The organism is Mycolicibacterium austroafricanum, from assembly GCF_902705885.1.
GTDB lineage: Bacteria > Actinomycetota > Actinomycetes > Mycobacteriales > Mycobacteriaceae > Mycobacterium > Mycobacterium vanbaalenii_A.
Window position 1 is genome coordinate 1 of the sequence record NZ_CACSIP010000044.1, and the last position, 20,825, is coordinate 20,825.

20 protein-coding genes and 1 tRNA gene are annotated in these 20,825 nt (G+C 68.0%); 10 read left to right on the forward strand and 11 right to left on the reverse strand.

The features are described 5' to 3' along the window. Nucleotides 1-150 precede the first annotated feature (150 nt). A complete protein-coding gene (locus BEMPMBAN_RS24760) occupies nucleotides 151-798 on the reverse strand; it encodes a class I SAM-dependent methyltransferase (protein WP_159233966.1) in 648 nt (215 codons plus the stop codon). After that, on the reverse strand, nucleotides 795-1,709 hold the full coding sequence (locus BEMPMBAN_RS24765; RefSeq protein ID WP_159233968.1) for an NAD(P)/FAD-dependent oxidoreductase: 915 nt from the start codon (nucleotides 1,707-1,709) through the stop codon (nucleotides 795-797). The genes BEMPMBAN_RS24760 and BEMPMBAN_RS24765 overlap by 4 nt, the downstream gene beginning before the upstream one ends. Before the next feature lie 46 nt (nucleotides 1,710-1,755). Here BEMPMBAN_RS24765 and BEMPMBAN_RS24770 point away from each other — a divergent pair, with 46 nt between their 5' ends. Continuing rightward, complete coding sequence (locus BEMPMBAN_RS24770; protein ID WP_159233970.1) at nucleotides 1,756-2,331, forward strand: type II toxin-antitoxin system RelB family anti-toxin; 576 nt, start codon at nucleotides 1,756-1,758, stop codon at nucleotides 2,329-2,331. Between the two features lie 80 nt (nucleotides 2,332-2,411). After that, complete coding sequence (locus BEMPMBAN_RS24775) at nucleotides 2,412-2,717, forward strand: Rv3488 family transcriptional regulator (RefSeq protein WP_159233971.1); 306 nt, start codon at nucleotides 2,412-2,414, stop codon at nucleotides 2,715-2,717. Between the two features lie 46 nt (nucleotides 2,718-2,763). Here BEMPMBAN_RS24775 and BEMPMBAN_RS24780 read toward each other — a convergent pair whose 3' ends face one another. The 4 genes from BEMPMBAN_RS24780 to BEMPMBAN_RS24795 all read right to left on the reverse strand — a co-directional run bounded on the left by BEMPMBAN_RS24780 (nucleotide 2,764) and on the right by BEMPMBAN_RS24795 (nucleotide 7,207). Beyond that, a complete protein-coding gene (locus tag BEMPMBAN_RS24780) occupies nucleotides 2,764-4,062 on the reverse strand; it encodes an APC family permease (RefSeq protein WP_159233973.1) in 1,299 nt (432 codons plus the stop codon). Between the two features lie 159 nt (nucleotides 4,063-4,221). Beyond that, on the reverse strand, nucleotides 4,222-5,340 hold the full coding sequence (locus BEMPMBAN_RS24785; protein WP_159233975.1) for a bifunctional RNase H/acid phosphatase: 1,119 nt from the start codon (nucleotides 5,338-5,340) through the stop codon (nucleotides 4,222-4,224). Continuing rightward, a complete protein-coding gene (locus BEMPMBAN_RS24790) occupies nucleotides 5,337-6,074 on the reverse strand; it encodes a zinc ribbon domain-containing protein (protein WP_159233977.1) in 738 nt (245 codons plus the stop codon). Before BEMPMBAN_RS24790 ends, BEMPMBAN_RS24785 begins: the two co-directional genes overlap by 4 nt. Then, the gene (locus tag BEMPMBAN_RS24795; RefSeq protein ID WP_159233985.1) at nucleotides 6,071-7,207 is read right to left on the reverse strand and encodes a Nif3-like dinuclear metal center hexameric protein; all 1,137 of its coding nucleotides are present in this window, start codon (nucleotides 7,205-7,207) and stop codon (nucleotides 6,071-6,073) included. Before BEMPMBAN_RS24795 ends, BEMPMBAN_RS24790 begins: the two co-directional genes overlap by 4 nt. Before the next feature lie 91 nt (nucleotides 7,208-7,298). Between BEMPMBAN_RS24795 and BEMPMBAN_RS24800 the strand changes: the two genes are divergently transcribed. The 3 genes from BEMPMBAN_RS24800 to BEMPMBAN_RS24810 are packed head-to-tail and all read left to right on the forward strand — an operon-like array spanning nucleotide 7,299 to nucleotide 9,413. Continuing rightward, entirely contained in the window at nucleotides 7,299-7,988 is a 690-nt protein-coding gene (locus tag BEMPMBAN_RS24800) for an HAD-IA family hydrolase (protein WP_234897683.1), read from the forward strand. 52 nt (nucleotides 7,989-8,040) lie between these two features. Continuing rightward, nucleotides 8,041-8,556 carry a low molecular weight protein-tyrosine-phosphatase gene (locus tag BEMPMBAN_RS24805; protein WP_272952251.1) on the forward strand — a complete coding sequence of 172 codons (516 nt, stop codon included), beginning with the start codon at nucleotides 8,041-8,043 and terminating at the stop codon, nucleotides 8,554-8,556. 2 nt (nucleotides 8,557-8,558) lie between these two features. Continuing rightward, nucleotides 8,559-9,413, forward strand: a complete 855-nt coding sequence (locus BEMPMBAN_RS24810; protein ID WP_159234053.1) for an SURF1 family cytochrome oxidase biogenesis protein — start codon at nucleotides 8,559-8,561, stop codon at nucleotides 9,411-9,413. Here BEMPMBAN_RS24810 and BEMPMBAN_RS24815 read toward each other — a convergent pair. Next, complete coding sequence (locus BEMPMBAN_RS24815) at nucleotides 9,367-10,317, reverse strand: cobalamin biosynthesis protein (RefSeq protein ID WP_159233989.1); 951 nt, start codon at nucleotides 10,315-10,317, stop codon at nucleotides 9,367-9,369. The genes BEMPMBAN_RS24810 and BEMPMBAN_RS24815 overlap by 47 nt on opposite strands. Before the next feature lie 72 nt (nucleotides 10,318-10,389). On the opposite strand from BEMPMBAN_RS24815, the gene BEMPMBAN_RS24820 reads away from it, so the two are divergent. From BEMPMBAN_RS24820 to BEMPMBAN_RS24830, 3 genes are all read left to right on the forward strand, one after another. Then, nucleotides 10,390-12,099, forward strand: a complete 1,710-nt coding sequence (locus BEMPMBAN_RS24820) for an amidohydrolase (RefSeq protein ID WP_159233991.1) — start codon at nucleotides 10,390-10,392, stop codon at nucleotides 12,097-12,099. Between the two features lie 186 nt (nucleotides 12,100-12,285). Further along, nucleotides 12,286-13,842 (forward strand): alpha/beta hydrolase, encoded by a 1,557-nt coding sequence (locus tag BEMPMBAN_RS32820; protein WP_234897684.1) that lies wholly within the window; start codon nucleotides 12,286-12,288, stop codon nucleotides 13,840-13,842. 10 nt (nucleotides 13,843-13,852) lie between these two features. Then, nucleotides 13,853-14,485 carry an LppA family lipoprotein gene (locus tag BEMPMBAN_RS24830; RefSeq protein WP_159233993.1) on the forward strand — a complete coding sequence of 211 codons (633 nt, stop codon included), beginning with the start codon at nucleotides 13,853-13,855 and terminating at the stop codon, nucleotides 14,483-14,485. Nucleotides 14,486-14,702: 217 nt separating this feature from the next. On the opposite strand, the gene BEMPMBAN_RS24835 is transcribed toward BEMPMBAN_RS24830, so the two are convergent. The 4 genes from BEMPMBAN_RS24835 to BEMPMBAN_RS24850 all read right to left on the reverse strand — a co-directional run bounded on the left by BEMPMBAN_RS24835 (nucleotide 14,703) and on the right by BEMPMBAN_RS24850 (nucleotide 16,427). Further along, nucleotides 14,703-14,774: transfer RNA gene (locus BEMPMBAN_RS24835), tRNA-Val, on the reverse strand. A 47-nt stretch (nucleotides 14,775-14,821) separates the two neighbouring features. Next, entirely contained in the window at nucleotides 14,822-15,286 is a 465-nt protein-coding gene (locus BEMPMBAN_RS24840; RefSeq protein WP_159233995.1) for a peroxiredoxin, read from the reverse strand. Between the two features lie 35 nt (nucleotides 15,287-15,321). Next, nucleotides 15,322-15,750, reverse strand: coding sequence for a DUF3052 domain-containing protein (locus BEMPMBAN_RS24845; protein WP_200846113.1), 429 nt, complete (start codon nucleotides 15,748-15,750; stop codon nucleotides 15,322-15,324). A gap of 104 nt (nucleotides 15,751-15,854) precedes the next feature. Beyond that, nucleotides 15,855-16,427, reverse strand: coding sequence for an Rv2240c family protein (locus BEMPMBAN_RS24850; RefSeq protein ID WP_200846111.1), 573 nt, complete (start codon nucleotides 16,425-16,427; stop codon nucleotides 15,855-15,857). Nucleotides 16,428-16,626: 199 nt separating this feature from the next. On the opposite strand from BEMPMBAN_RS24850, the gene aceE reads away from it, so the two are divergent. Together aceE and BEMPMBAN_RS24860 are read left to right on the forward strand one after the other, a co-directional pair. Next, a complete protein-coding gene (gene aceE / locus BEMPMBAN_RS24855) occupies nucleotides 16,627-19,416 on the forward strand; it encodes a pyruvate dehydrogenase (acetyl-transferring), homodimeric type (protein ID WP_159234002.1) in 2,790 nt (929 codons plus the stop codon). A gap of 50 nt (nucleotides 19,417-19,466) precedes the next feature. Next, a complete protein-coding gene (locus tag BEMPMBAN_RS24860; protein ID WP_159234004.1) occupies nucleotides 19,467-20,756 on the forward strand; it encodes a PucR family transcriptional regulator in 1,290 nt (429 codons plus the stop codon). Nucleotides 20,757-20,825: the final 69 nt, after the last annotated feature.

Genomic DNA, 20,825 nt, shown 5'->3' on the forward strand with positions numbered 1-20,825 from the left:
GAGCTGCTCGACCTGCGCGCGCAGCTCAGCCTCACCAGCGGCCACATCCACATCGAACACACGTTCGAACATGAAACCCGGGCTACTACCGCCCGCCGACAAGAAAGCCCTACACGCCGTCATCTCGGGAGCCGGCCTCTCGCCACCTGACTATCCCGACTGACCGGCTTCAGCCGCTACCCGGCGCAACACGATGAGGTTGTCCACCAGCACCCCGGCCTGCCCGTCCGGCCCGACCGCATCGCGTTCTGCAGATCCGACCCGCACCCGATCCCATTGTCGTTCATCGAGTTCGATGGTCTGCAACACTTCCTCGGCGCTGGGGAAGACATGCTCACGAAAATGCTCCGGCGCCCACGGCGGAGCGGCACCGTGATCCACGATGATCAGCACCCCACCCGGGGCGACGGCATTCGCGGCCGCCGTGAAGATCCACATGCGGTCGAGGTGCACCATCGATTGCAGGAACTGCGCCGACACCAGGTCGAACGCTCCTTCGGGGAACGACTCGGACAGGTCCCTCTGCTCGAACCGCACCCGGTCGGCCAACCCCATGGTCACTGCTTGCGTTGCTGCGCGGCGCAGCGCGGTGTCAGAGATGTCCACTCCCAGCACATCCCAGCCGTGTTCGGCGAGCCAGAGGGTGTCCGCCCCCTCACCGCAACCGAGATCCAGCGCACGCGCCGGCGTTGACGACGCCGCGAACTCTGCCAGCCAGGGGTTGACGCGCCCACTCCAGATCCGCTCGCGTTCGGCGTACCTGTCTTCCCAATGCTGCTTGACCTCAGATGCTGTCATATCTCCTCCATCAGACTTCGAACCATTGATGCCGCAGCTGCCGAGCCGGCCGCAACAGCGGCCGCCACCTGAGGCATCTGCGTACACACGTCCCCCGCTGCGAACACTCCCGGTGCCGACGTCTGGTACAGCGCGTCGACTTCGACCGCCTCCATCGAAACCGGGCCCGGGTCAACAAAATTCACACCGAGCTGAACGGCCAGGTCGGTGCGCTGGTGCAACATCGCAGGCACCAGCAGCCCTCGCCGGGCCAGCCGGGACCCGTCTGCGAACACCACCGCCTCCAATTCACCGTCGGCCGTTGCCAGTCGGTCGATCGGGCGTTCGTCCACCGGAACCCCTCCGGCGCCGAGACAGGCCCTGGTTTCGGCAGTGAGCTCCCCCGTCCCGTTGGTCAGCACGATCACGTCGTCGCTCCACCCACGCAGCATCCGCGCCATGTGCATCGCGCGCTCGCCCTGGGCCAGTACCGCGAGGGGCTGGTCGCGGACCTCCCAGCCGTGACAGAACGGACAGTGAAACGCCGAGCCGCCCCACAGCTCATCCAGACCGGCCAACGCCGGTGGCCGATACTCCATCCCCATGGCCAGCAGCACCAGCTTGACCCGTTCGCGGCTGCCGTCGGCGAGCTCGATGTCGAATCCGCCGTCGTGGCGCTGCACGGTGCGCACCTCGCCGGTGCGCACCTCGACGCTCGGATACTGTTGCAGCTCTTTTCTGCCCAGCTCGTACAACTCGGCGGCGGGCCGGCCGTCGTGCCCCAGGAGACCGCCGATCCCTTTGGCCGCCAGGTTGCTCTGTCGGCCGGCATCGACGACCAGCGTGCGTCGACGCGCCCTGCCGAGCACCAGCGCGGCACTCAGTCCCGCCGCTCCGCCGCCGACAACCAGACATTCCCAATCCGTGTTCATGACCCGAGCTTGCCCAAGCGCCGCAACAATGCCAAGCTAGCTTGCCATGCAGGCAAACGACGACGACGGCGTCGACCTTCGGGTCCGGCGACGACTGCGAGAACTACGGCAGCAACGCGGCATGACGCTCGACGACGTCGCCGGCAGGTCCAACATCGACGTCTCCACGCTCAGCCGGCTGGAATCCGGCAAGCGCCGGCTGGCCCTCGACCACCTGCCCCGACTCGCCGCCGCCCTGTCGGTGAGTACCGACGAGCTGCTCAGCGCCCCGGAGGCGCCCGACCCGCGGGTCCGCGGGGGTGCACACACCCGTCATCTGGTCACCTATTGGCCGCTGACCCGGCAGGGTCCGGCAGGCGGACTCCACGCGTTCAAGATCCGGGTGAGCGCGCGGCGGCGTACCCCGCCCGCCGAGTTACCGGTTCATGAGGGGCACGATTGGATGTACGTGCTGTCCGGGCGGCTCCGGCTGATCCTCGGAGAGCGCGATTTCGTGATCGAACCCGGTGAAGCGGTGGAGTTCTCGACGTGGACGCCGCACTGGTTCGGTGCCGTCGACGGCCCAGTGGAAGCGATTGCGCTGTTCGGCGCACACGGTGAGCGGGCGCACCTGCACACCTGACGGTGATGGTGTGCCTCGCTGCACACCGCGTAGAATCGGCTTCCGATATCGGATTCATCACTACCGGGGAGACGCCTGCCATGCGTGAGTTCCAGCGTGGCGCGGTGCGATTGCACATCCTGCATCACGCCGCCGAGCAGGAGGTCCACGGCGCGTGGATCACCAAGGAGCTTGCCCGGCACGGCTATGACATCAGCCCAGGCACGCTGTATCCGACATTGCATCGGCTGGAGGCCGAGGGGCTGCTGAGCTCCAAGCAACGTGTCGTCGACGGCCGGGCGCGCCGGGTCTACCGAGTGACGCAGGCCGGGCGGCGCGCATTGCGCGAGGACCGCAAGGCACTAGAAGAGCTCGCTCGGGAAATCCTCGGCTACCCGCCCGGATAGCCGGCCAGCCGAACGCGGACCCGATGCGGGGCCGTCGGCTTGTGGATCACGGCGAATCGCCGGGTCCAGTCTGTTGTTCGCGGCGGGTGACGATGCGACGTATCCGGTATGCGGCGACGCCGACTCCGAGCACTGCAGCGCCCGAAATCACCGAGGACACCGGCAACGCGAACGCCAGAACCACACATCCGATCGCACCCACCACGGGGACACCCCGGTGGGGCCTGCCCTCACCGGGGCGCAGCGTGAAGGCCGAGGCATTGGCGATCGCGTAATAGACCAGGACGCCGAATGACGAGAAGCCGATCGCACCGCGGACGTCCGCGGTTGCCGCCAGCGCCGCGACCACCGCCCCGACCACGAGTTCGGCGCGGTGGGGCACCTTGAACCTCGGGTGCACGGCGGCCAGGGCGTGCGGTAGGTGCCGGTCGCGGGCCATGGCCAGGGTGGTGCGCGACACCCCGAGAATCAGGGCCAGCAACGCGCCCAGCGCGGCCACCGCAGCACCCACTCGAACCACGGGCTCCAGCCAGCTCACGCCGGCGGCCGCTACGGCTTCCGACAACGGTGCCGTGGCCTGCGCGAGCCGCTGCGGTCCGAGGACCGTGATCACGGCGACGGCGACGACGACATACACGGCCAGTGTGATACCAAGCGCGAGAGGGATTGCGCGCGGGATCGTGCGGGCAGGGTCGCGGACCTCTTCACCCAGGGTCGCGATGCGTGCGTACCCGGCGAACGCGAAGAACAGAAGGCCCGCCGCCTGCAGCACCCCGCCGAGCGATGCGTCCGCGCCGATGTCGAGTCGCGCCGCGTCCGCGGTCCCGGAGCTGAAGGCGGCTACCGCGACTGCGGCCAGCACCGCCAACACCACCGCGACGATCGCGCGGGTGAGCCAGGCCGACTTCTGGATCCCGGCGTAGTTCACCGCGGTCAGCGCCACCACCGCCCCCACGGCCACCGCATGCGCGTGGGCCGGCCATACGTAGAAGCCGATCGTCAGGGCCATCGCAGCACAGGATGCGGTTTTGCCGACCACGAACGCCCAGCCCGCCAGGTACCCCCAGAAGTCGCCGAGACGCTTCCGGCCGTACACATAAGTGCCGCCTGAAGCCGGGTAGAGGGCCGCCAGCCGCGCGGAGGAGATCGCATTGCAGTAGGCGACCACCGCGGCCACCGCCAACCCGATCAGCAACCCGGAGCCGGCCGCGTGGGCGGCCGGCGCCAGCGCGACGAAGATTCCAGCGCCGATCATCGACCCCAGGCCGATCACCAACGCGTCGAAGAGGCCCAGCCGCCGCCGCAGCTCATCGGCGACGCCGCTGGGTCCAGATGGCTCGCTCATGCCTTCATTCCCCGGCCCACGCCGACTAATGCTACGGCTTCCGATATCGGGGGGCGATACAAGTGAGTTGGGGCTCGTGCAATCGGGCGATCTGCGGTGCGCGGAGACACGAAAATCTCCAAGCCGCCGCTTTATTCGAGTCGCCTGGCGCAGAGCAGGTCACAGGTATGCGGTCTGGTTGACCAGTCGCACCGACGCAGCGCCGTCGGGGTAGAACTCGGCGATCGACAGCGATGCGAGGTCGAGGTGCAGCCGGTACAGAATCGCCGGACCGGCGTCGAGCGCCACCCGCAGTAGGGTCTTGATCGGGGTCACATGCGAGACCACCAGGACCGTCTGGCCACTGTGTTCGGCGATGATCCGCTGCTGGGCGCTGCGCACCCGGGCGGCAACGGCATCGAAGCTCTCCCCGCCCGGCGGCGGCACCGAGGTGTCGCGCAACCAGCTGCGGTGTAGCTCCGGATCCCGCTCGGCGGCCTCGCCGAACGTTAGTCCTTCCCACGCACCGAAGTCGGTCTCGATCAGATCGTCGTCGACCACGACGTCGAGGCCCAATTGTCCCGCGGCGGCCGAGGCGGTGTCGTGCGCCCGCCGCAACGGTGAGGACACTACGGCGGCGATCCCGCCTTTCACTCCGAGGTACTGCGCGGCCGCCTCCGCCTGTCGTGCACCGAGATCGGTCAGTGCCGGATTTCCGCGTCCGGAGTAGCGACGCTGGACCGAGAGCTCGGTCTGTCCGTGGCGAAGAAGCAGCAGCCGGGTCGGCGCGCCCACTGCCCCCGTCCAACCGGCCGGGTTGGTGACCACCTCCGTGGTGGCCGAACGGGTCTCGGTGACTTCTGGCACTTCGATTTCCGCCGGGGATCCGGTGATGCCCGCCGCCGCATCCATGGCCTCGTTGGCCAGCCGGTCGGCATGGCTGTTCTCCGCCCGCGGAATCCACGCGTAGGTGACGCGATCGAACTTTCGGGCGATGTCTTTCGCTTGCTGATGCAGCGGCGCGAGGTCGGGATGCTTGACCCGCCAGCGACCCGCCATCTGCTCGACCAACAGCTTGGAGTCCAGGTAGACCTCGACCTCGGTGGCGCCGACACCGGCCGCTTCCTCGAGGCCGGCGATCAGCCCGCGGTACTCGGCGACATTGTTGGTCGCGCGCCCGATAGCTGATTTGGCTTCCGCGAGAAGCGTTGTCCGGTCTGCCGACCACACCACCGCGCCATAACCCGCGGGTCCGGGATTGCCGCGGGATCCCCCGTCGGCCTCGACCCGTACCTTCACGCGTGCGAACCCTTGACCCGCAACAGGATGGCCGAGCACTCCGGGCAGTGCAGCACCTCGTCCTCGGCAGCTGCGGCGATGCGCGCCAACTCCCCTCTGTCGATCTCGATCCGGCAGGCGCCGCAGCGCCGGCCCTGCAGAGCCCCGGCGCCCGCTCCCCCGCGGGCGCGCTGACGCTCGTAGACGGCGATCAACCCGTCGTCGATGCCGGCAACGAGATCGTCACGGCGTGACAGGGATTGGTCTTGCAGCTGAGCAAGCTCACTGCGGGCATCGTCACACACCCGTTGGGCATCGCTCAACGTGTTCTGCAGCCGATCGACGTCGGCCAGAGCGCTTTCCTGATCGGCGGCCAGCTCCTCTCTGCGCTCCATCACCTCCAGCAGCGAATCCTCCAGACTGGTCTGGCGCCGCTGCAGGGTTTCGAGCTCGTGCTGCAACTCCGTGAGCTGTTTGGCATCCACCGTGCCGCCGTCGAGCAGGGAGCGGTCACGATCCTCCCGCTGCCGGACGCCGTCGATCTCGTTCTCGAACTTCGCAACCTGCGCGTCGATGTCGGCGAGAGCGAGCTGCAGTGCGGCAAGGCGGTCGTTGGCCTCCTGGTGCGCACTCTGCGCCTCCTCCAGCGCCCGCTGCTCGGCGAGGTTCTTGGTCCGATGCTGGATCCGTGAGATCTCGGCATCCAGCTCCGCCAGCTCGAGTAGCGACTGCTGTTGTGTCACATCAGCTTTCATGTACAGCTTCCTTCGACATTCCATGGGTCGGTGCGCACGTCGGACACCGTGACCGGCAGCGATGCACCGAAGTGGTTGCGCAACAGTTGAGCCGCCTGGCCGCACCAGGGGAACTCGCTGGCCCAGTGCGCGACGTCGATCAGCGCGACGTCCGAGACCCGCCGGTGCTCGTCGGCGGGGTGATGGCGCAGGTCGGCGGTGACGTAGGCCTGCACTCTGGCAGCGGCCACCTCGGCGAGCAACGAATCGCCCGCCCCGCCACACACCGCAACCCGGGACACCGGTGCCGTGGCGTCCCCCGACGCGCGCACCCCCCACGAGGTCGCGGGAAGCCCATCACGAACCCGGGCCACGAACGCCGACAGCGGTTCCGGCTGCGCCAACGTCGCGATGCGCCCTAGGCCCACGTCACCGTTGGTCTGCGCGAGGGCGATGACGTCGAACGCCGGCTCCTCGTACGTATGCGCGCTGCGCAAACCGGTCAGCACCGCGGTTCGTCGCGACGCCGGAGCGATCATCTCGATCCGGTCCTCGGCGACCCGTTCGACGGTGCCGACCGTCCCGATCGCGGGCGTCGCGCCGTCGTGGGGCAGGAACTGGCCGGTTCCCCCGACGCTCCAACTGCATTGCGAGTAGTCGCCGATCTGTCCGGCACCCGCCGCGAACATCGCGGACCGAACGGCGTCGGCGTCCGCTGGATTCCCGGACGGCACGAACACCACCCATTTGTCCAGAGCCGGGCCGGTCGGTATGGGCGAGAGCACGTCGGTCACCCGTAGGCCCAACGCGTCGGCCAGCGCGTCCGACACCCCGGGGGACGCACTGTCGGCGTTGGTGTGCGCGGTGAACAGTGCCCGCCCGGTGCGGATCATCGAGTGGATCAGCGCGCCCTTGGCGGAGTCCGCGGACACCGTGTCCACGCCGCGCAACAGCAGCGGATGATGCGCCAGCAGCAGCCCGCGCTCGGGCACCTGCGCCAGCACAGCGGCGGTCGCGTCGACGGCGATCGTCACCGTCTCGATGTGTTCTGCCGGATCTCCGCACACCAGGCCGACAGAGTCCCAGCTCTGGGCGAACCGTGGAGGGTAGGCGGCCTCGAGCACATCGATGACATCCGCGAGCCGGACTGTCATTGCGTCACCTCGAACAGGGAACTGCATCGACTTGCCACATCACGACACTAGTGCGGGTCGGCCCCGACCAGACATCAGGGACAATGGAGCCGTGACAGACACGCTCGACAGCAGGCAGGGCTCCGCGCAGGCGAGCCGAGGCGATCTGGTGATCTTCGATCTGGACGGCACATTGACCGATTCGGCCGAGGGCATCGTCGCCAGCTTCCGCCACGCGCTGCAGACCGTCGGCGCAGCCGTGCCCGACGGCGACCTGGTCAGTCGGATCGTCGGCCCGCCGATGCACCACACGCTGCGGGAGATGGGCCTCGGGGAGCAGGCCGACGCGGCGATCGCCGCCTACCGCGCCGACTACATCAGCCGCGGCTGGTCGATGAACCGCCCCTTCACCGGTATCCCGGCGTTGCTCGCCGACCTGCAGAGCGCCGGTGTCCGGCTGGCGGTGGCCACCTCCAAGGCCGAGCCGACCGCGCAGCGCATCCTCGCCCACTTCGGTCTCGACACCTGCTTCGAGGTGATCGCCGGGGCCAGCGTGGACGGCAGCCGCGCGTCCAAGGCCGACGTGCTGGCCCACGCACTCGCCCAGCTCGCCCCGGTGCCGGACCGGGTGGTGATGGTCGGCGACCGTTCCCACGACGTCGAGGGCGCCGCCGTCCATGGCATCGGCACCATCGTCGTCGGCTGGGGCTACGGGCGCGCCGACTTCGCCGCCGGTGACAGCCCCCGGGCGCAGGCCCACGTCGCCAGCGTCGACGATCTTCGCGAGGTGCTCGGTGTCTGATGTCGCCGGCGGGCCGGCTCCGGTGTCTGACGTCGCCGGCGGGCCGGCTCCGGTGTCTGACGTCGCCGGCAAGCCGGCTCCGGCCCTCCACGTCACGTTCATCTGCACCGGCAACATCTGCCGCAGCCCGATGGCCGAGAAGATGTTCGCCCACCAGCTCGGCGAGCGGGGACTGGCCGAGGTGGTGCGTGTCACCAGCGCAGGCACCGGCCACTGGCATGAGGGCGAACCCGCCGACCGCCGGGCCGGGCAGGTGCTGCGCGGCCACGGCTACCCGACCGCTCATCGCGCCGCTCAGGTCGGCGACGACCACCTGTCGGCCGATCTGGTGGTCGCGTTGGGCCGAAACCACCTCCGCATGCTGCAGCACCTCGGCGTTCCGGCCGACCGGCTGCGGATGCTGCGGTCCTTCGACCCGCGATCAGGGGGACACATCGACGATGTCGAGGATCCCTACTACGGCACCCACGACGACTTCGAGGATGTCTTCACGGTGATCGACGCGGCACTGCCCGGCCTGCACGCGTGGGTGGACGAGTGGCTGGCCGACCGGGAACAGGTGAGCTGACGATGCGTCGCTGGGTGTTCCTGTTGCGTCCGCAGTGGCTGGCGTTGTACGTGGTGGTGGCGGCGTTCGCCTACCTGTGTTTCACCGTGCTGGCACCGTGGCAGCTGGGCAAGAACACCGCGACGTCGCGGGAGAATGCGCAGATCGCGCGGTCACTCGAGGCCGATCCGGTCCCAGTCACGACGGTGCTACCCCAGCAGGATTCGATGGCCCCCGACGAACAGTGGCAGCGGGTCACGGCCACCGGGCGCTACCTGGCCGAGGGCCAGGTGCTGGCGAGGCTGCGGGTGATCGACGGCGAGCCCGCTTTCGAGGTGCTGGCCCCGTTCGCGGTGGACGGCGGACCGACCGTGCTCGTCGACCGGGGCTACGTGCGTCCCGTGGAGGGTTCACAGGTGCCGACGATCGAGCCGCCGCCGTCCGGGACCGTCACGATCACCGCCCGACTCCGCGACCCCGAAGGCGTCGCCATCGGGAAGGACCCCTTCCAGGCGGATGGCATCCAGCAGGTCTACTCGATCAACACCGGCCAGATCTCCGAACTGACCGGTGTCCCGTTGGCGGGCGCCTATCTGCAACTGGTCGACGGTCAGCCCGGCGGCCTCGGCGTCATCCCGTTGCCCCACCTCAACGCCGGACCGTTCCTGTCCTACGGCATCCAGTGGATCGCGTTCGGGATCATCGCGCCGGTCGGCGTCGGCTACTTCGTGTACTCCGAACTGAAGGTCCGTCGTCGGGAGAAGGCCGTGGCCACTGCGACGGCCGAGGCCGCCTCGGCCCGAGATGCCGCCGGTGAGCCGGCGCTACCGCTCACCGCCGAGGAGAAGCTCGCCGACCGCTACGGGAAGCGACGCTGACCGCCACCAACGCGGCAGCCACCTGAACGGCGCGCGACAGCCGCACCGCCCGGGCGAGGTCCCCGGTGACGGGAGCCGGACCGTCGCCGAGCGTCGGCCGGATCTCCAGCTCGTGGGCGTACTGGGTGGGACCGCCGAGGCTCACCCCGAGGGCACCGGCGAACGACGCCTCAGCCACCCCGGCGTTCGGGCTCGGGTGCTTTCGCGCGTCGCGCCGCCAGGCCCGCACCGCGGCCACCGGAGACCCGCCGACGACAGGCGCGCACAGGGCGACCAGGACTCCCGTGAGCCGAGCGCCGGCGAGGTTCAGCAGGTCATCAAAACGGGCTGCGGCCCAACCAAACCGGGCATATCGCGGCGAACGGCTGCCGATCATCGCGTCCAACGTGTTGGCGGCTCGGTACACCAGCACCGCAGGGGTGCCCCCCACCGCGGCCCACACCAGTGGGCTGACCTGGGCGTCGGACGTGTTCTCGGCGATGGACTCCAGCGCGGCGCGGGTCAGGCCCGCGGGGTCGAGCACCGCGGGGTCGCGGCCACACAGCGAGGGCAGCAGCCGGCGGGCTCCTTCGATGTCATCGGCCTGCAACAGCCCCACCATCTGCTCGCCCGTCCGGCACAGCGACGTCCCGCCCAGCGCGACGAACGTCGCCGCCGCGACGCACGCAGCCTCGCGAACTGCGCCACGGCTGCCCGCCCTCTCGCCGAGGATCCCCAACGTGGCAACCGCGACGAGCAGTCCGGCGGTGTGCACGACACCGGCGACCCGGTCGTCGGAATAACTGTGCCGCTCCAAAGCCGCTGCACCGCTGCCGAACAGCGCGACCGGATGCCCGCGCCGAGGATCACCGAACACCGCGTCGGCCGCGACACCGGCGGCGATGCCCGCCGCACGGGCCCCCATCACGAACACCATGGCAGCGTCTCACAGCGTGAATCCCCCAAAGCGGCGCGGTACAGCTGTCACACTGTGCGCATGGGCGACCTGATCGTGACCGCGGCAACCATCATCACCATGGACGACGACGTTCCGCGGGCGCAGGCGGTGGCGGTATCCGGGGAGGAGATCGTGGCCGTGGGCAGCCTCGAGGACTGCCGGGCTGCACTTCCCGACGCCGAGGTGATCGACACCGGCGCCGCCGCACTGGCACCGGGATTCGTTGAGCCGCACGGTCACCCGCTGATCAGCGGGGTCGCCACCCAGGCTCCTGCCCGCTCCATCGCACCCTGGGACGCGGCCACCTGGTCCGAGGTACAGGAAGTGTTCGCCCACGCGCTCGCCACCTCCGACCCCGACACGCCGTTGTGGTTCACCGGGTACGACGCACTCCTGCACGGCCACCCGGCGCCCAAGGCCGACGAGCTCGACGCCATCTTCGGCGACCGGGTCACGGTGATCACCGACAACTCGGGACACGGGGTCTATTTCAACTCGGCGACGATCAGGCTCCACGGTTGGGACACCGCCCCGCCCGCCGACCCTGTCGCGTCACACTACGGCCGCAACGCCGACGGATCGTTGAACGGACAAGGCTTCGAGTTGCCGGTGGTGACGGCGGTGGTCGGGCCGCTGATGGCCCGCATGGGTGACCCCCTGCTGTCCGGCGCGCACTACTACGCGCTGATGTCGCGAGGCGGCTACACCTCGACGTCTGACATGACCTACGACCCCAAGTTCGCGGCCGGCTACGAGGCGCTGGCCGCCGCGCCGTCATGCCCGCTGCGGGTCAGCATGTGGGAGATGTCGATCACCGACACCTACTCGGATCCAACAACTTTCACCGCCGGCGAGCACTGGCTGACCAAGGCGGGCGTCAAGCTGTGGACGGACGGCTCACCGTGGGTGGGCAACATCGCGATCTCATTTCCGTACCTGGACACCGAGGCCACCCGCACCGCCGGGATCGACCCTGCCACCGCGGGCGGTGCCCAGTCGATGAACTACTCCCGTGCCCAGCTCGACGAGATCCTCGACCACGCCGCACCCAAGGGCTGGCAGATGGCGTTCCACGCCAACGGCGACCTGGCGCTGGACCTCGCACTGGACGCCTACGAGGACGCGCTGCACCGGCACTCCCTGATGGGAACCGACCACCGCTGGCGGCTGGAGCACTGCGGCGCCGGCACCCGCGCGCACTTCGACCGGGCCGCCCGGCTGGGGGTGCACGTGTCGTTGGCGCCGTTCCAGTACTACTACTGGGGAGAGCTGCTCGACGGCGCGATGTTCGACCACGAGCACGGTGCCCGCTGGGCCGCCTTCGCCGACGCCGTCGCCTCGGGGGCCTGCGTGTCGTTGCACAACGACGGATCGGTGTCGCCGCCCCTTCCGGTCATCAACATTGCCACCGCGGTCACCCGGCGCACCCGCAACGGCACCGTGCACGGACCCGAACAAGCGATCTCGCTGGATCAAGCGTGGCGCGCGCAGACCATCGACGCGGCCCGCACGCTGGGACGGGAGCACCTGATCGGGTCGATCGCGCCGGGCAAGCTGGCCGATTTCGTCGAGCTGACCGCCGACCCGTGGCGCGTGGATCCGGCCGCGATGATCGACGCGGTGCAGGTGAGCGGGACCTGGCTGGGTGGGCGCCGTGTCGACCTCGGCGAGTTCCTCACCGCCGTCGGCGGTGGCGACAACACCGAGCATGCGCACCTGGTCGAGCGGAGCGCGCCGGGTTGCTGCTGAACGCCGGTGGGCGGATCAGGGAACCGCACCCTTTCCGCACAGCGGGGGTTGGGGCATCCGCCCAGGCGCGGGCGACGGCGCACACGATTGAAGCCGGCAATCTGACCTGCATAGAACTCGACTTGCCGTTACAGCGCCCCGGAATGCCTAGGCGATACTGAGGGGCATGGCGTGGGTGGTTCGCGGGTGAGCGCGATCGACGCGTTCTACGCGGTGTGGACCAATGCGCGGCGAACGTTCGGCGACGGGGCGCCAGCCGGAGGCGCACAGTTCGACGCCAGCGCCAAGTTCCGACAGCTGGGCACCGAGGTCGCCTCAGCGACGCCAGACCCGGTGTGGTCGGGTGGTGCCGCCGGCGCGTACCGGCTCAAGAACTACCGGCACCGAGCGGTGTTCGATCGGCTCGCTGACCTCGATCAGCGACTCGGCCGCAGCGTCGATCGGTCCGCTCAGCTCGTCAGCACGGGTCGGCAGAATCTGGAGTCGCTACGGAAATGGGTCAGCGACGCCGCCGCGAGCGTGCCACCGGGCAAGTTTCGGGAGGTTCAACTCACCCAGATCGCGAGCGCGGGCCTGGCCCGGCTTCAAGAAATTGTGCTCGGCACTCATACCGATCTCAGCGTGGTCGCGCAGGACATCGTCAAACTATCGACCGAGTACGGTTCACTCACCTCAGAGGAAGGCCCGTCGGGGGACGCCCGGGAAGGCGAAGAGAAGGCCGATGAGGTAGTCGACGGCACCGACAAGACCGATATGTCGTCAGGGGACATCAACCGAATCGACCAGGCCAACCGCGACATGCTCGAAGACATGCGAGCGGAGTATCAGCAGTTACCCGACGGACAAGTCAAAACCGACCGGCTCGCTGACATCGCCGCGATCGAGGAGGCGCTGCAGACACCAGGCTCGCGTCTGGTCTACCTGGAAAAGCCAGATGACCCGTCGCGAATGATCCCCGCCGCGACGTCAGTGGGTGACCCATTCACGGCCGATCATGTCTCGACCACCGTGCCCGGCGTATCAGGCACCACCCGAGGCGCCATCGCGGGGATGACGCGCGAGGCGGCAGAGTTGCGCAATGAGGCGATTGACGTCGCGAAGTCGGCCGGAAGCCCCGAGAACCCGATCAGTACCAGCGTGGCCACCGTGGCCTGGGTGGGATATCAACCACCGGCCAACCTGGGTCAGACCTCAGTCCTCGACGACGACCTCGCTCAAGCGGGCGCACCGAAGCTGACCTCGTTCCTCGGCGAGCTCGACGCCGCCTCCCGCAATCCCAGCCAGACCACGGCGCTGTTCGGGCACTCCTACGGCTCGCTGACCTCCGGCATCGCATTGGGTGACGGGGCAAGCCAATACGTCGACAACGCGGTGCTCTACGGCTCCCCCGGCTTCCAGGCCGTCACCCCGGCCGACCTCGGCATGACCGACGACAACTTCTTCGTGATGGCCACCTCCGACGACCCGATCAACTACGTCGCCGACCTGGCACCGCTGCACGGCTGGGGCGCCAACCCCAACGACGTCATCGACAACGGCGACGGGACACTGCGGTTTCGTTTCGAGCACCTCGAGACCGACGCAGGCAGCACGCCGATTCCCGGCTACGAGTCCAAGGCCGCCGCATCCGGGCATTCCGATTACGGGCGCAACGCCGGAGAACGGATGACCGGATATAACCTGGCAGCGATCCTGCTCGACCGCCCCGACCTCACGGTCAGAGAGACTCCGCTGACATGGTGACCCGAATGACATGGTGACCCGAAACCGCGCCCGACTGACATTCCGGCTCACCGCCGCAACAAGTCTGTGTGTCTCCATCCTGATTGGTGGTTGCTCCGTGACCGAGAACCCGTACGAATCCCAGACCGTGAAAGGGAACGAGGCTGTCGAGGTGATCGACAGCCTGCGCCCGGAAGGCTCCTACGAGGACGCCCGGCGGCGCATCAACGACGCCGCAGCCACCATCGCCGAGCGGATCGTTGCCGCCGTCCCGGGCCAGACGTGGCAGTTCAGTGCCGACCCGAACGTCCAGGAGGTGAAAAGCGATGGGTTGCCCTGCGAAAAACTCACCGGTGACATTGCGCGACGGCCACTTTCCGACATGGTTGAGTTCGGCCGACCGTTCACGGCTGACGAATTTGCAACGGCCAGTGACATCGTGCGCGCCCAGGCAGCCGGGTTCGGTGCCACCGGCGAGGATTCGTTGTTCAACGAAGAGTCGCGACGTGACTTCCATGTCCAGGGCGGCGGATTCGAGTTCGACCTCAGGCAAGGCGGATCAGCGATCTTCACGATTACCGGCGACTGCTTCCTCATGCAGTCCGTAGTCGACCTGCCTGCAGGCCAGCTCCCACCAAAGCCGCCAACCACACCGTCCTCGTAACCTGGCCCGCTGTACCGCGATCCTGGCGCACACTGCCGCTCACGAACCGCAGCACATCGTCCTCACCCTCGCAGGACGCAATTCCGGGGATGGCGGCGGCTGCGCAGTTCGGACTCCGCGAGTCCGCACGCAGCCGCGTCAACATCACAGATTCGGTTTCCAGCGAGAACGCCGTGGTACTCCGCAGAGCTTTGATGAGTTCTGCAGAAGCTGCCGGTGGGCGCGGACGGTATCGAACCGCCGACCGCTGGTGTGTAAAACCAGAGCTCTACCACTGAGCTACGCGCCCGATCCCGGGCAGGCTACACGCACCGGACCTGCCACCGGAAATCCGCCTCAACCCGATCGCAACGCGGCCAAGGCATCGGACCACACGGCCCGGTCGCGAACCTCGCCGGGCTGCTTGCATTCGGCGAACCGGATGATCCCGGAGCGGTCCACCGCGAAGGTGCCCCGGTTGGCGAACCCGCTGTCGTCGTTGAACACCCCGTAGGCCTGGCTGACCGCACCGTGCGGCCAGAAGTCGGCCAGCACCGGGAAGGTGAAGCCGCGCTGGGACGCCCACACCTTGTGCGTCGGCGACGGTCCCACCGAGATCGCCAATGTGGCGGTCTCGTCGTTGACGAAATCCGCCGGGTGATCGCGGATCTCGTCCAGCTCACGCGCACAGATGCTGGTGAAAGCAAGCGGGAAGAAGACCAGCAGCACGTTCTTGGCACCACGAAAGGAACTCAGCGTCACCGGCTGGTTGTTCTGATCCTTGAGGGTGAAGTCCGGTGCGTCGTCGCCGACACCAAGCACGCGCTACCGCTGCCGTCTGCTCTTCGCGCAAGCGCTCATCGCTGCTTGGTGATGGCGTTGGCTTTCGGCTGCACCAGGCGACTGGCACTCCAGTCCCCCAGGTTCGCCGACGAGGTCTGCATCAGTCCCGCAGTCGGTGCCGACTCCGCGATCTCGGCAGGCAGCACGTGCCCGCTCTTGCCGGTCTTGGGAGTGACGACCCAGATGACGCCGTCCTCGGCAAGCGGGGTGATCGCATCCATCAGGGTGTCGACGAGGTCGCCGTCCCCGTCACGCCACCACAGAAGCACCACGTCGATGACTTCGTCGGAGTCCTCGTCGAGCAGGTCGGCGCCGGACGCATCTTCGATGGCGAACCGGATCTCGTCGTCGGTGTCCTCGTCCCAGCCCAACTCCTGCACAACCTGATCTTTTTCGATGCCCAGTCTCTGGGCGTAGTTCGGGGGGTCACCCGCCGAGACCACCTTCAGTCCTCCTTCAGCCAATTCGACTCATTGTGCGCTGTGTCATGTTTTCTCGCCCTATCGTCGCACGGCCTGCCGCGACAGCGAACGTGTGCTGGCAGGTTTCATCGGTATGCCGCGTCGCATCGATCCAGCGCGACGGTCTTGGAATCGTTGAGACGGGTGATTGCGGAGTTGAATTCTTCGGTCCCGTAGTTGCCCACGATGGCGGTCGCCACCGCCCGTGCGGCATCCACCCAGCCGTTGAGCGCATCCCGCAGTTCGGGGGGTAGGCGGTCGGAGACGGTGCCTGCGACAAGGTCGGCGCTGAGGTTCAGCGCGTCCACCGCCGGGCCCGCGGTGCGCGCGATGTCGGCGGGGTTGGAGTTGAAGGCGGCGACGTAGGTGTTGACGGCGCCGATGGCATCGGCGCTGCTCGAGCTCATCGCCTCGCACGAGGTCTGGATCGCCTCGGCGGTCAAGGTCTCTTGGCGTTCGGCCTCGCGGGCGCTCGAACTCGCCGCGGATTCCTCGAGCGAGGCCGACACCGACGCCCGGTACAGCGGCGCCTCGCCCCCGGCCACCGCGGCATCACCGTCGGTGACGTTGGTGCAGCCGACGACGATCATGGCCAGCGCGGCCAGAGTGCCGGTGACGAAGCCGGCGACTCGGGCACGGGGCGCGCTCAGCCAACCCATCAGCACCGTGCAGACGTTACCGGTTCACCTGCCGGTCCAACGCAGGTTCCGCTGCGAGCGACGGTTCCCCGCACTCCCGCCACCCCTTCGGCGCGGATGGGGCAGGATTAGACGAGGATGGGACCATCCGGGCGCGAGAAGCGAGGCAAACCCACTTCGCGGATCGCGCACTTTTACACCGCCTAACAAGGAGCGGAAGTTGACCACCGAGTTCGTGCGCCAGGATCTGGCCCAAAACTCCAGCAGCACAAGCGAACCCGACCGAGTTCGGGTAATCCGGGAAGGTGTCGCGTCATACCTGCCGGACATCGATCCCGAGGAGACCGGTGAGTGGCTCGAGTCATTCGACGACCTACTCGACCGATCCGGACCGGCCCGCGCCCGCTACCTGATGTTGCGGTTGCTGGAGCGCGCGGGAGAGCAGCGCGTCGCGATCCCGGCGTTGACCTCCACCGACTACGTCAACACCATCCCGACCGAGCTGGAGCCGTGGTTCCCCGGCGACGAGGACGTCGAGCGCCGCTACCGCGCCTGGATCCGCTGGAACGCCGCGATCATGGTGCACCGGGCGCAGCGGCCTGGAGTCGGTGTCGGTGGGCATATTTCGACCTACGCGTCCTCGGCGGCGCTCTACGAGGTCGGGTTCAACCACTTCTTCCGCGGCAAGTCACACCCCGGCGGCGGAGACCAGATCTTCATCCAGGGCCACGCGTCCCCGGGCATCTACGCCCGCGCGTACCTCGAGGGAAGACTCAGCGCCGACCAACTCGACGGCTTCCGGCAGGAGCACAGCCACCCCGGCGGCGGCATCCCCTCCTACCCGCACCCGCGCCTGATGCCCGACTTCTGGGAGTTCCCCACGGTGTCGATGGGCCTGGGCCCGATGAACGCCATCTACCAGGCACGGTTCAACCACTACCTGCACGACCGTGGCATCAAGGACACCTCCAACCAGCATGTGTGGGCGTTCCTGGGCGACGGTGAGATGGACGAGCCGGAGAGCCGCGGTCTGACCCACGTAGCCGCACTGGAGGGCCTGGACAACCTGACCTTCGTCGTCAACTGCAACCTGCAGCGCCTCGACGGCCCGGTGCGCGGCAACGGCAAGATCATCCAGGAGCTGGAGTCGTTCTTCCGCGGCGCCGGCTGGAACGTCATCAAGGTGGTCTGGGGCCGCGAATGGGATGCCCTGCTGCACGCAGACCGAGACGGTGCGCTGGTCAACCTGATGAACACCACCCCGGACGGGGACTATCAGACCTACAAGGCCAACGACGGCGGCTACGTCCGCGACCACTTCTTCGGGCGTGATCCGCGGACCAAGGCCCTGGTCGAGCCGATGTCTGACACCGAGATCTGGAACCTCAAGCGCGGCGGTCACGACTATCGCAAGGTCTACGCCGCCTACCACGCCGCGATGGAACACAAGGGCCAGCCGACGGTGATCCTGGCCAAGACGATCAAGGGCTACTCGCTGGGCTCGCATTTCGAGGGCCGCAACGCCACCCACCAGATGAAGAAGCTGGCGCTGGAGGATCTGAAGAATTTCCGCGACGCCCAGCGCATCCCGGTCAGCGACGAGAAGCTCGAGGCAGACCCCTACCTGCCGCCGTACTACCACCCCGGGCCGGAGGCTCCGGAGATCCGGTACCTGCTCGATCGCCGACGGGCGCTGGGTGGATTCCTGCCCGAGCGCCGCACCAAGTCCAAGGCACTGAAGCTTCCGGCCACCGACGCCTACAAGGCGCTGAAGAAGGGGTCCGGCAAGCAGGAGGTCGCCACCACGATGGCGACGGTCCGCACATTCAAGGAGATCCTGCGCGACAAGAACATCGGGCACCGGATCGTCCCGATCATCCCCGACGAAGCGCGCACCTTCGGCATGGACTCGTGGTTCCCGAGCCTGAAGATCTACAACCGTAACGGGCAGCTGTACACCTCGGTCGACGCCGAACTGATGCTGGCCTACAAGGAAAGCGACGTCGGCCAGATCCTGCACGAGGGCATCAACGAGGCCGGGTCGATGGGCACCTTCATCGCGGCGGGCACGTCCTACTCGACACAGAACGAGCCGATGATCCCGATTTACATCTTCTACTCGATGTTCGGGTTCCAGCGCACCGGCGACAGCTTCTGGGCGGCTGCCGACCAGATGGCGCGCGGCTTCGTCCTCGGCGCCACCGCGGGCCGTACCACGCTGGTCGGGGAAGGCCTGCAGCACGCCGACGGGCATTCGTTGCTGCTGGCCTCCACCAACCCGGCCGCGGTCGCCTACGACCCCGCGTTCGCCTACGAGATCGCCTACATCATCGAAAGCGGCCTGGACCGCATGTACGGCGAGAACCCCGAGAACGTGTACTTCTACATCACCATCTACAACGAGCCCTACTCCCAGCCGGCAGAACCGGAGGGACTCGATGTCGAGGGTCTGCTGCGCGGGATCTACCGCTACCAGCAGGCGCCGGAGAAGAAGTCCCACACGGCGCAGATCCTGGTGTCGGGCGTGGCGATGCCCGCGGCGCTGAAGGCTGCCGAGATGCTTGCCGCGGACTGGGACGTCGCCGCCGACGTATGGTCGGTGACCAGCTGGAACGAACTGAACCGCGACGGCGTGGCCATCGAGAAGGAGCGGCTGCGCCACCCCGACCGCGAACCGGGGACGCCGTATGTCACCAAGGCACTCGCCGAGGCGTCCGGCCCGGTGGTGGCGGTCTCGGACTGGATGCGCGCGGTGCCCGAACAGATCAGGCCGTGGGTGCCCGGCACCTACCTCACCCTGGGCACCGACGGATTCGGCTTCTCCGATACTCGCCCGGCCGCCCGCCGCTACTTCAACACCGACGCCGAGTCGATCACCGTCGCCGTGCTCGAAGGCCTGGCTCGCGACGGCAACATCGACATGTCGGCGGCGATCGAGGCTGCCAGGAAGTACGAGATCGACGATGTGATGGCGGCGCCGGAGCAGACGTCGGACCCCGGGGTGGCGTAGGCCAGCAGTCCTTGGAGGATTTCTCCAGTTCGAGGGCGTAGATTTTAGGGATGACCGACAACAATCGGTTCATCCCGCCGCGATCGACCGTCGAAGTGCTGGAGAACGTTCCCGAGTCGGCGCTGCGCCGCCTCAAGCAGTACTCCGGCCGGCTGGCCACCGAGGCAGTGCACTACATGGAGGAACGGCTGCCGTTCTTCGCCGACCTGGAGGCGTCGCAGCGGGCCAGCGTCCAGCTCGTGGTGCAGACCGCGATCGTCAACTTCGTCGAGTGGATGCGTAATCCACAGAGCGACGTGAGTTACACGGCGCAGGCCTTCGAGGTGGTGCCCCAGGATCTGCGCAGGCGCATCGCGCTGCGCCAGTCCGTCGACATGGTGCGCATCACGATGGAGTTCTTCGAGGAAGTCGTGCCCCTGTTGGCACGTTCCGAGGAGCAACTGACCGCGCTGACCGCCGGCATCCTGCGCTACAGCCGGGACCTGGCCTTCGCCGCCGCCTCCGCGTACGCCGACCAGGCCGAGGCCCGCGGGGCGTGGGACACCCGGATGGAGGCCAACCTGGTCGATGCCGTCGTCCGCGGTGATCTCGGCCCGGAACTGCAATCCCAGGCCGCTGCGCTGAACTGGGACGCCACCGCGCCCGCCACCGTCCTGGTCGGGACACCCCAACCGGGCCGGATGGACTTCGTCAGCGACGACGTCCACGACGTGGCGAAGCGCAACGGGCGGGCCGCTCTGTCCGACGTCCACGGAACGTGGCTGGTCACCATCATCTCGGGTGGCCTGTCACCGACCGATCGCTTCCTCTCGGAGTTGATGAAGGTGTTCGACGACGGGCCGGTGGTGGTCGGGCCGACCGCGCCGACGCTGGGCGCGGCGCACCGCAGCGCCACCGAGGCGATCGCGGGGATGAACGCGGTGGCCGGCTGGGCGGGGGCGCCGCGGCCGGTGGCCGCCCGCGAGTTACTCCCCGAGCGGGCCCTGCTGGGAGACGCCACCGCCGCGGTGGCATTGGAAGCCGAGGTGATGCGGCCACTCTCGGACGCCGGGCCGGCACTGATGGAGACACTGGATGCCTACCTGGACTCCGGCGGCGCCATCGAGGCGTGCGCGCGCAAATTGTTCGTTCATCCAAATACCGTCCGGTATCGGCTCAAACGAATCGCCGATTTCACCGGCCGCGATCCGACGGTTCCGCGCGACTCGTACGTATTGCGGGTGGCGTCCACGGTGGGCCGGCTGACCCGCCAGGCTCAGCAGTCGAGCTCTGCGGTCACCGGCTCCCGACAGGTCGCAGGTGTTACCCCGGTCACTCTCGCGGACCAAACGGGCGCGTAACAGATTGCAGCCCGGTCTCAATGGAGTCCCATCACATGCGCTTTTGTGGACTTCCTACAAAAACCTAAG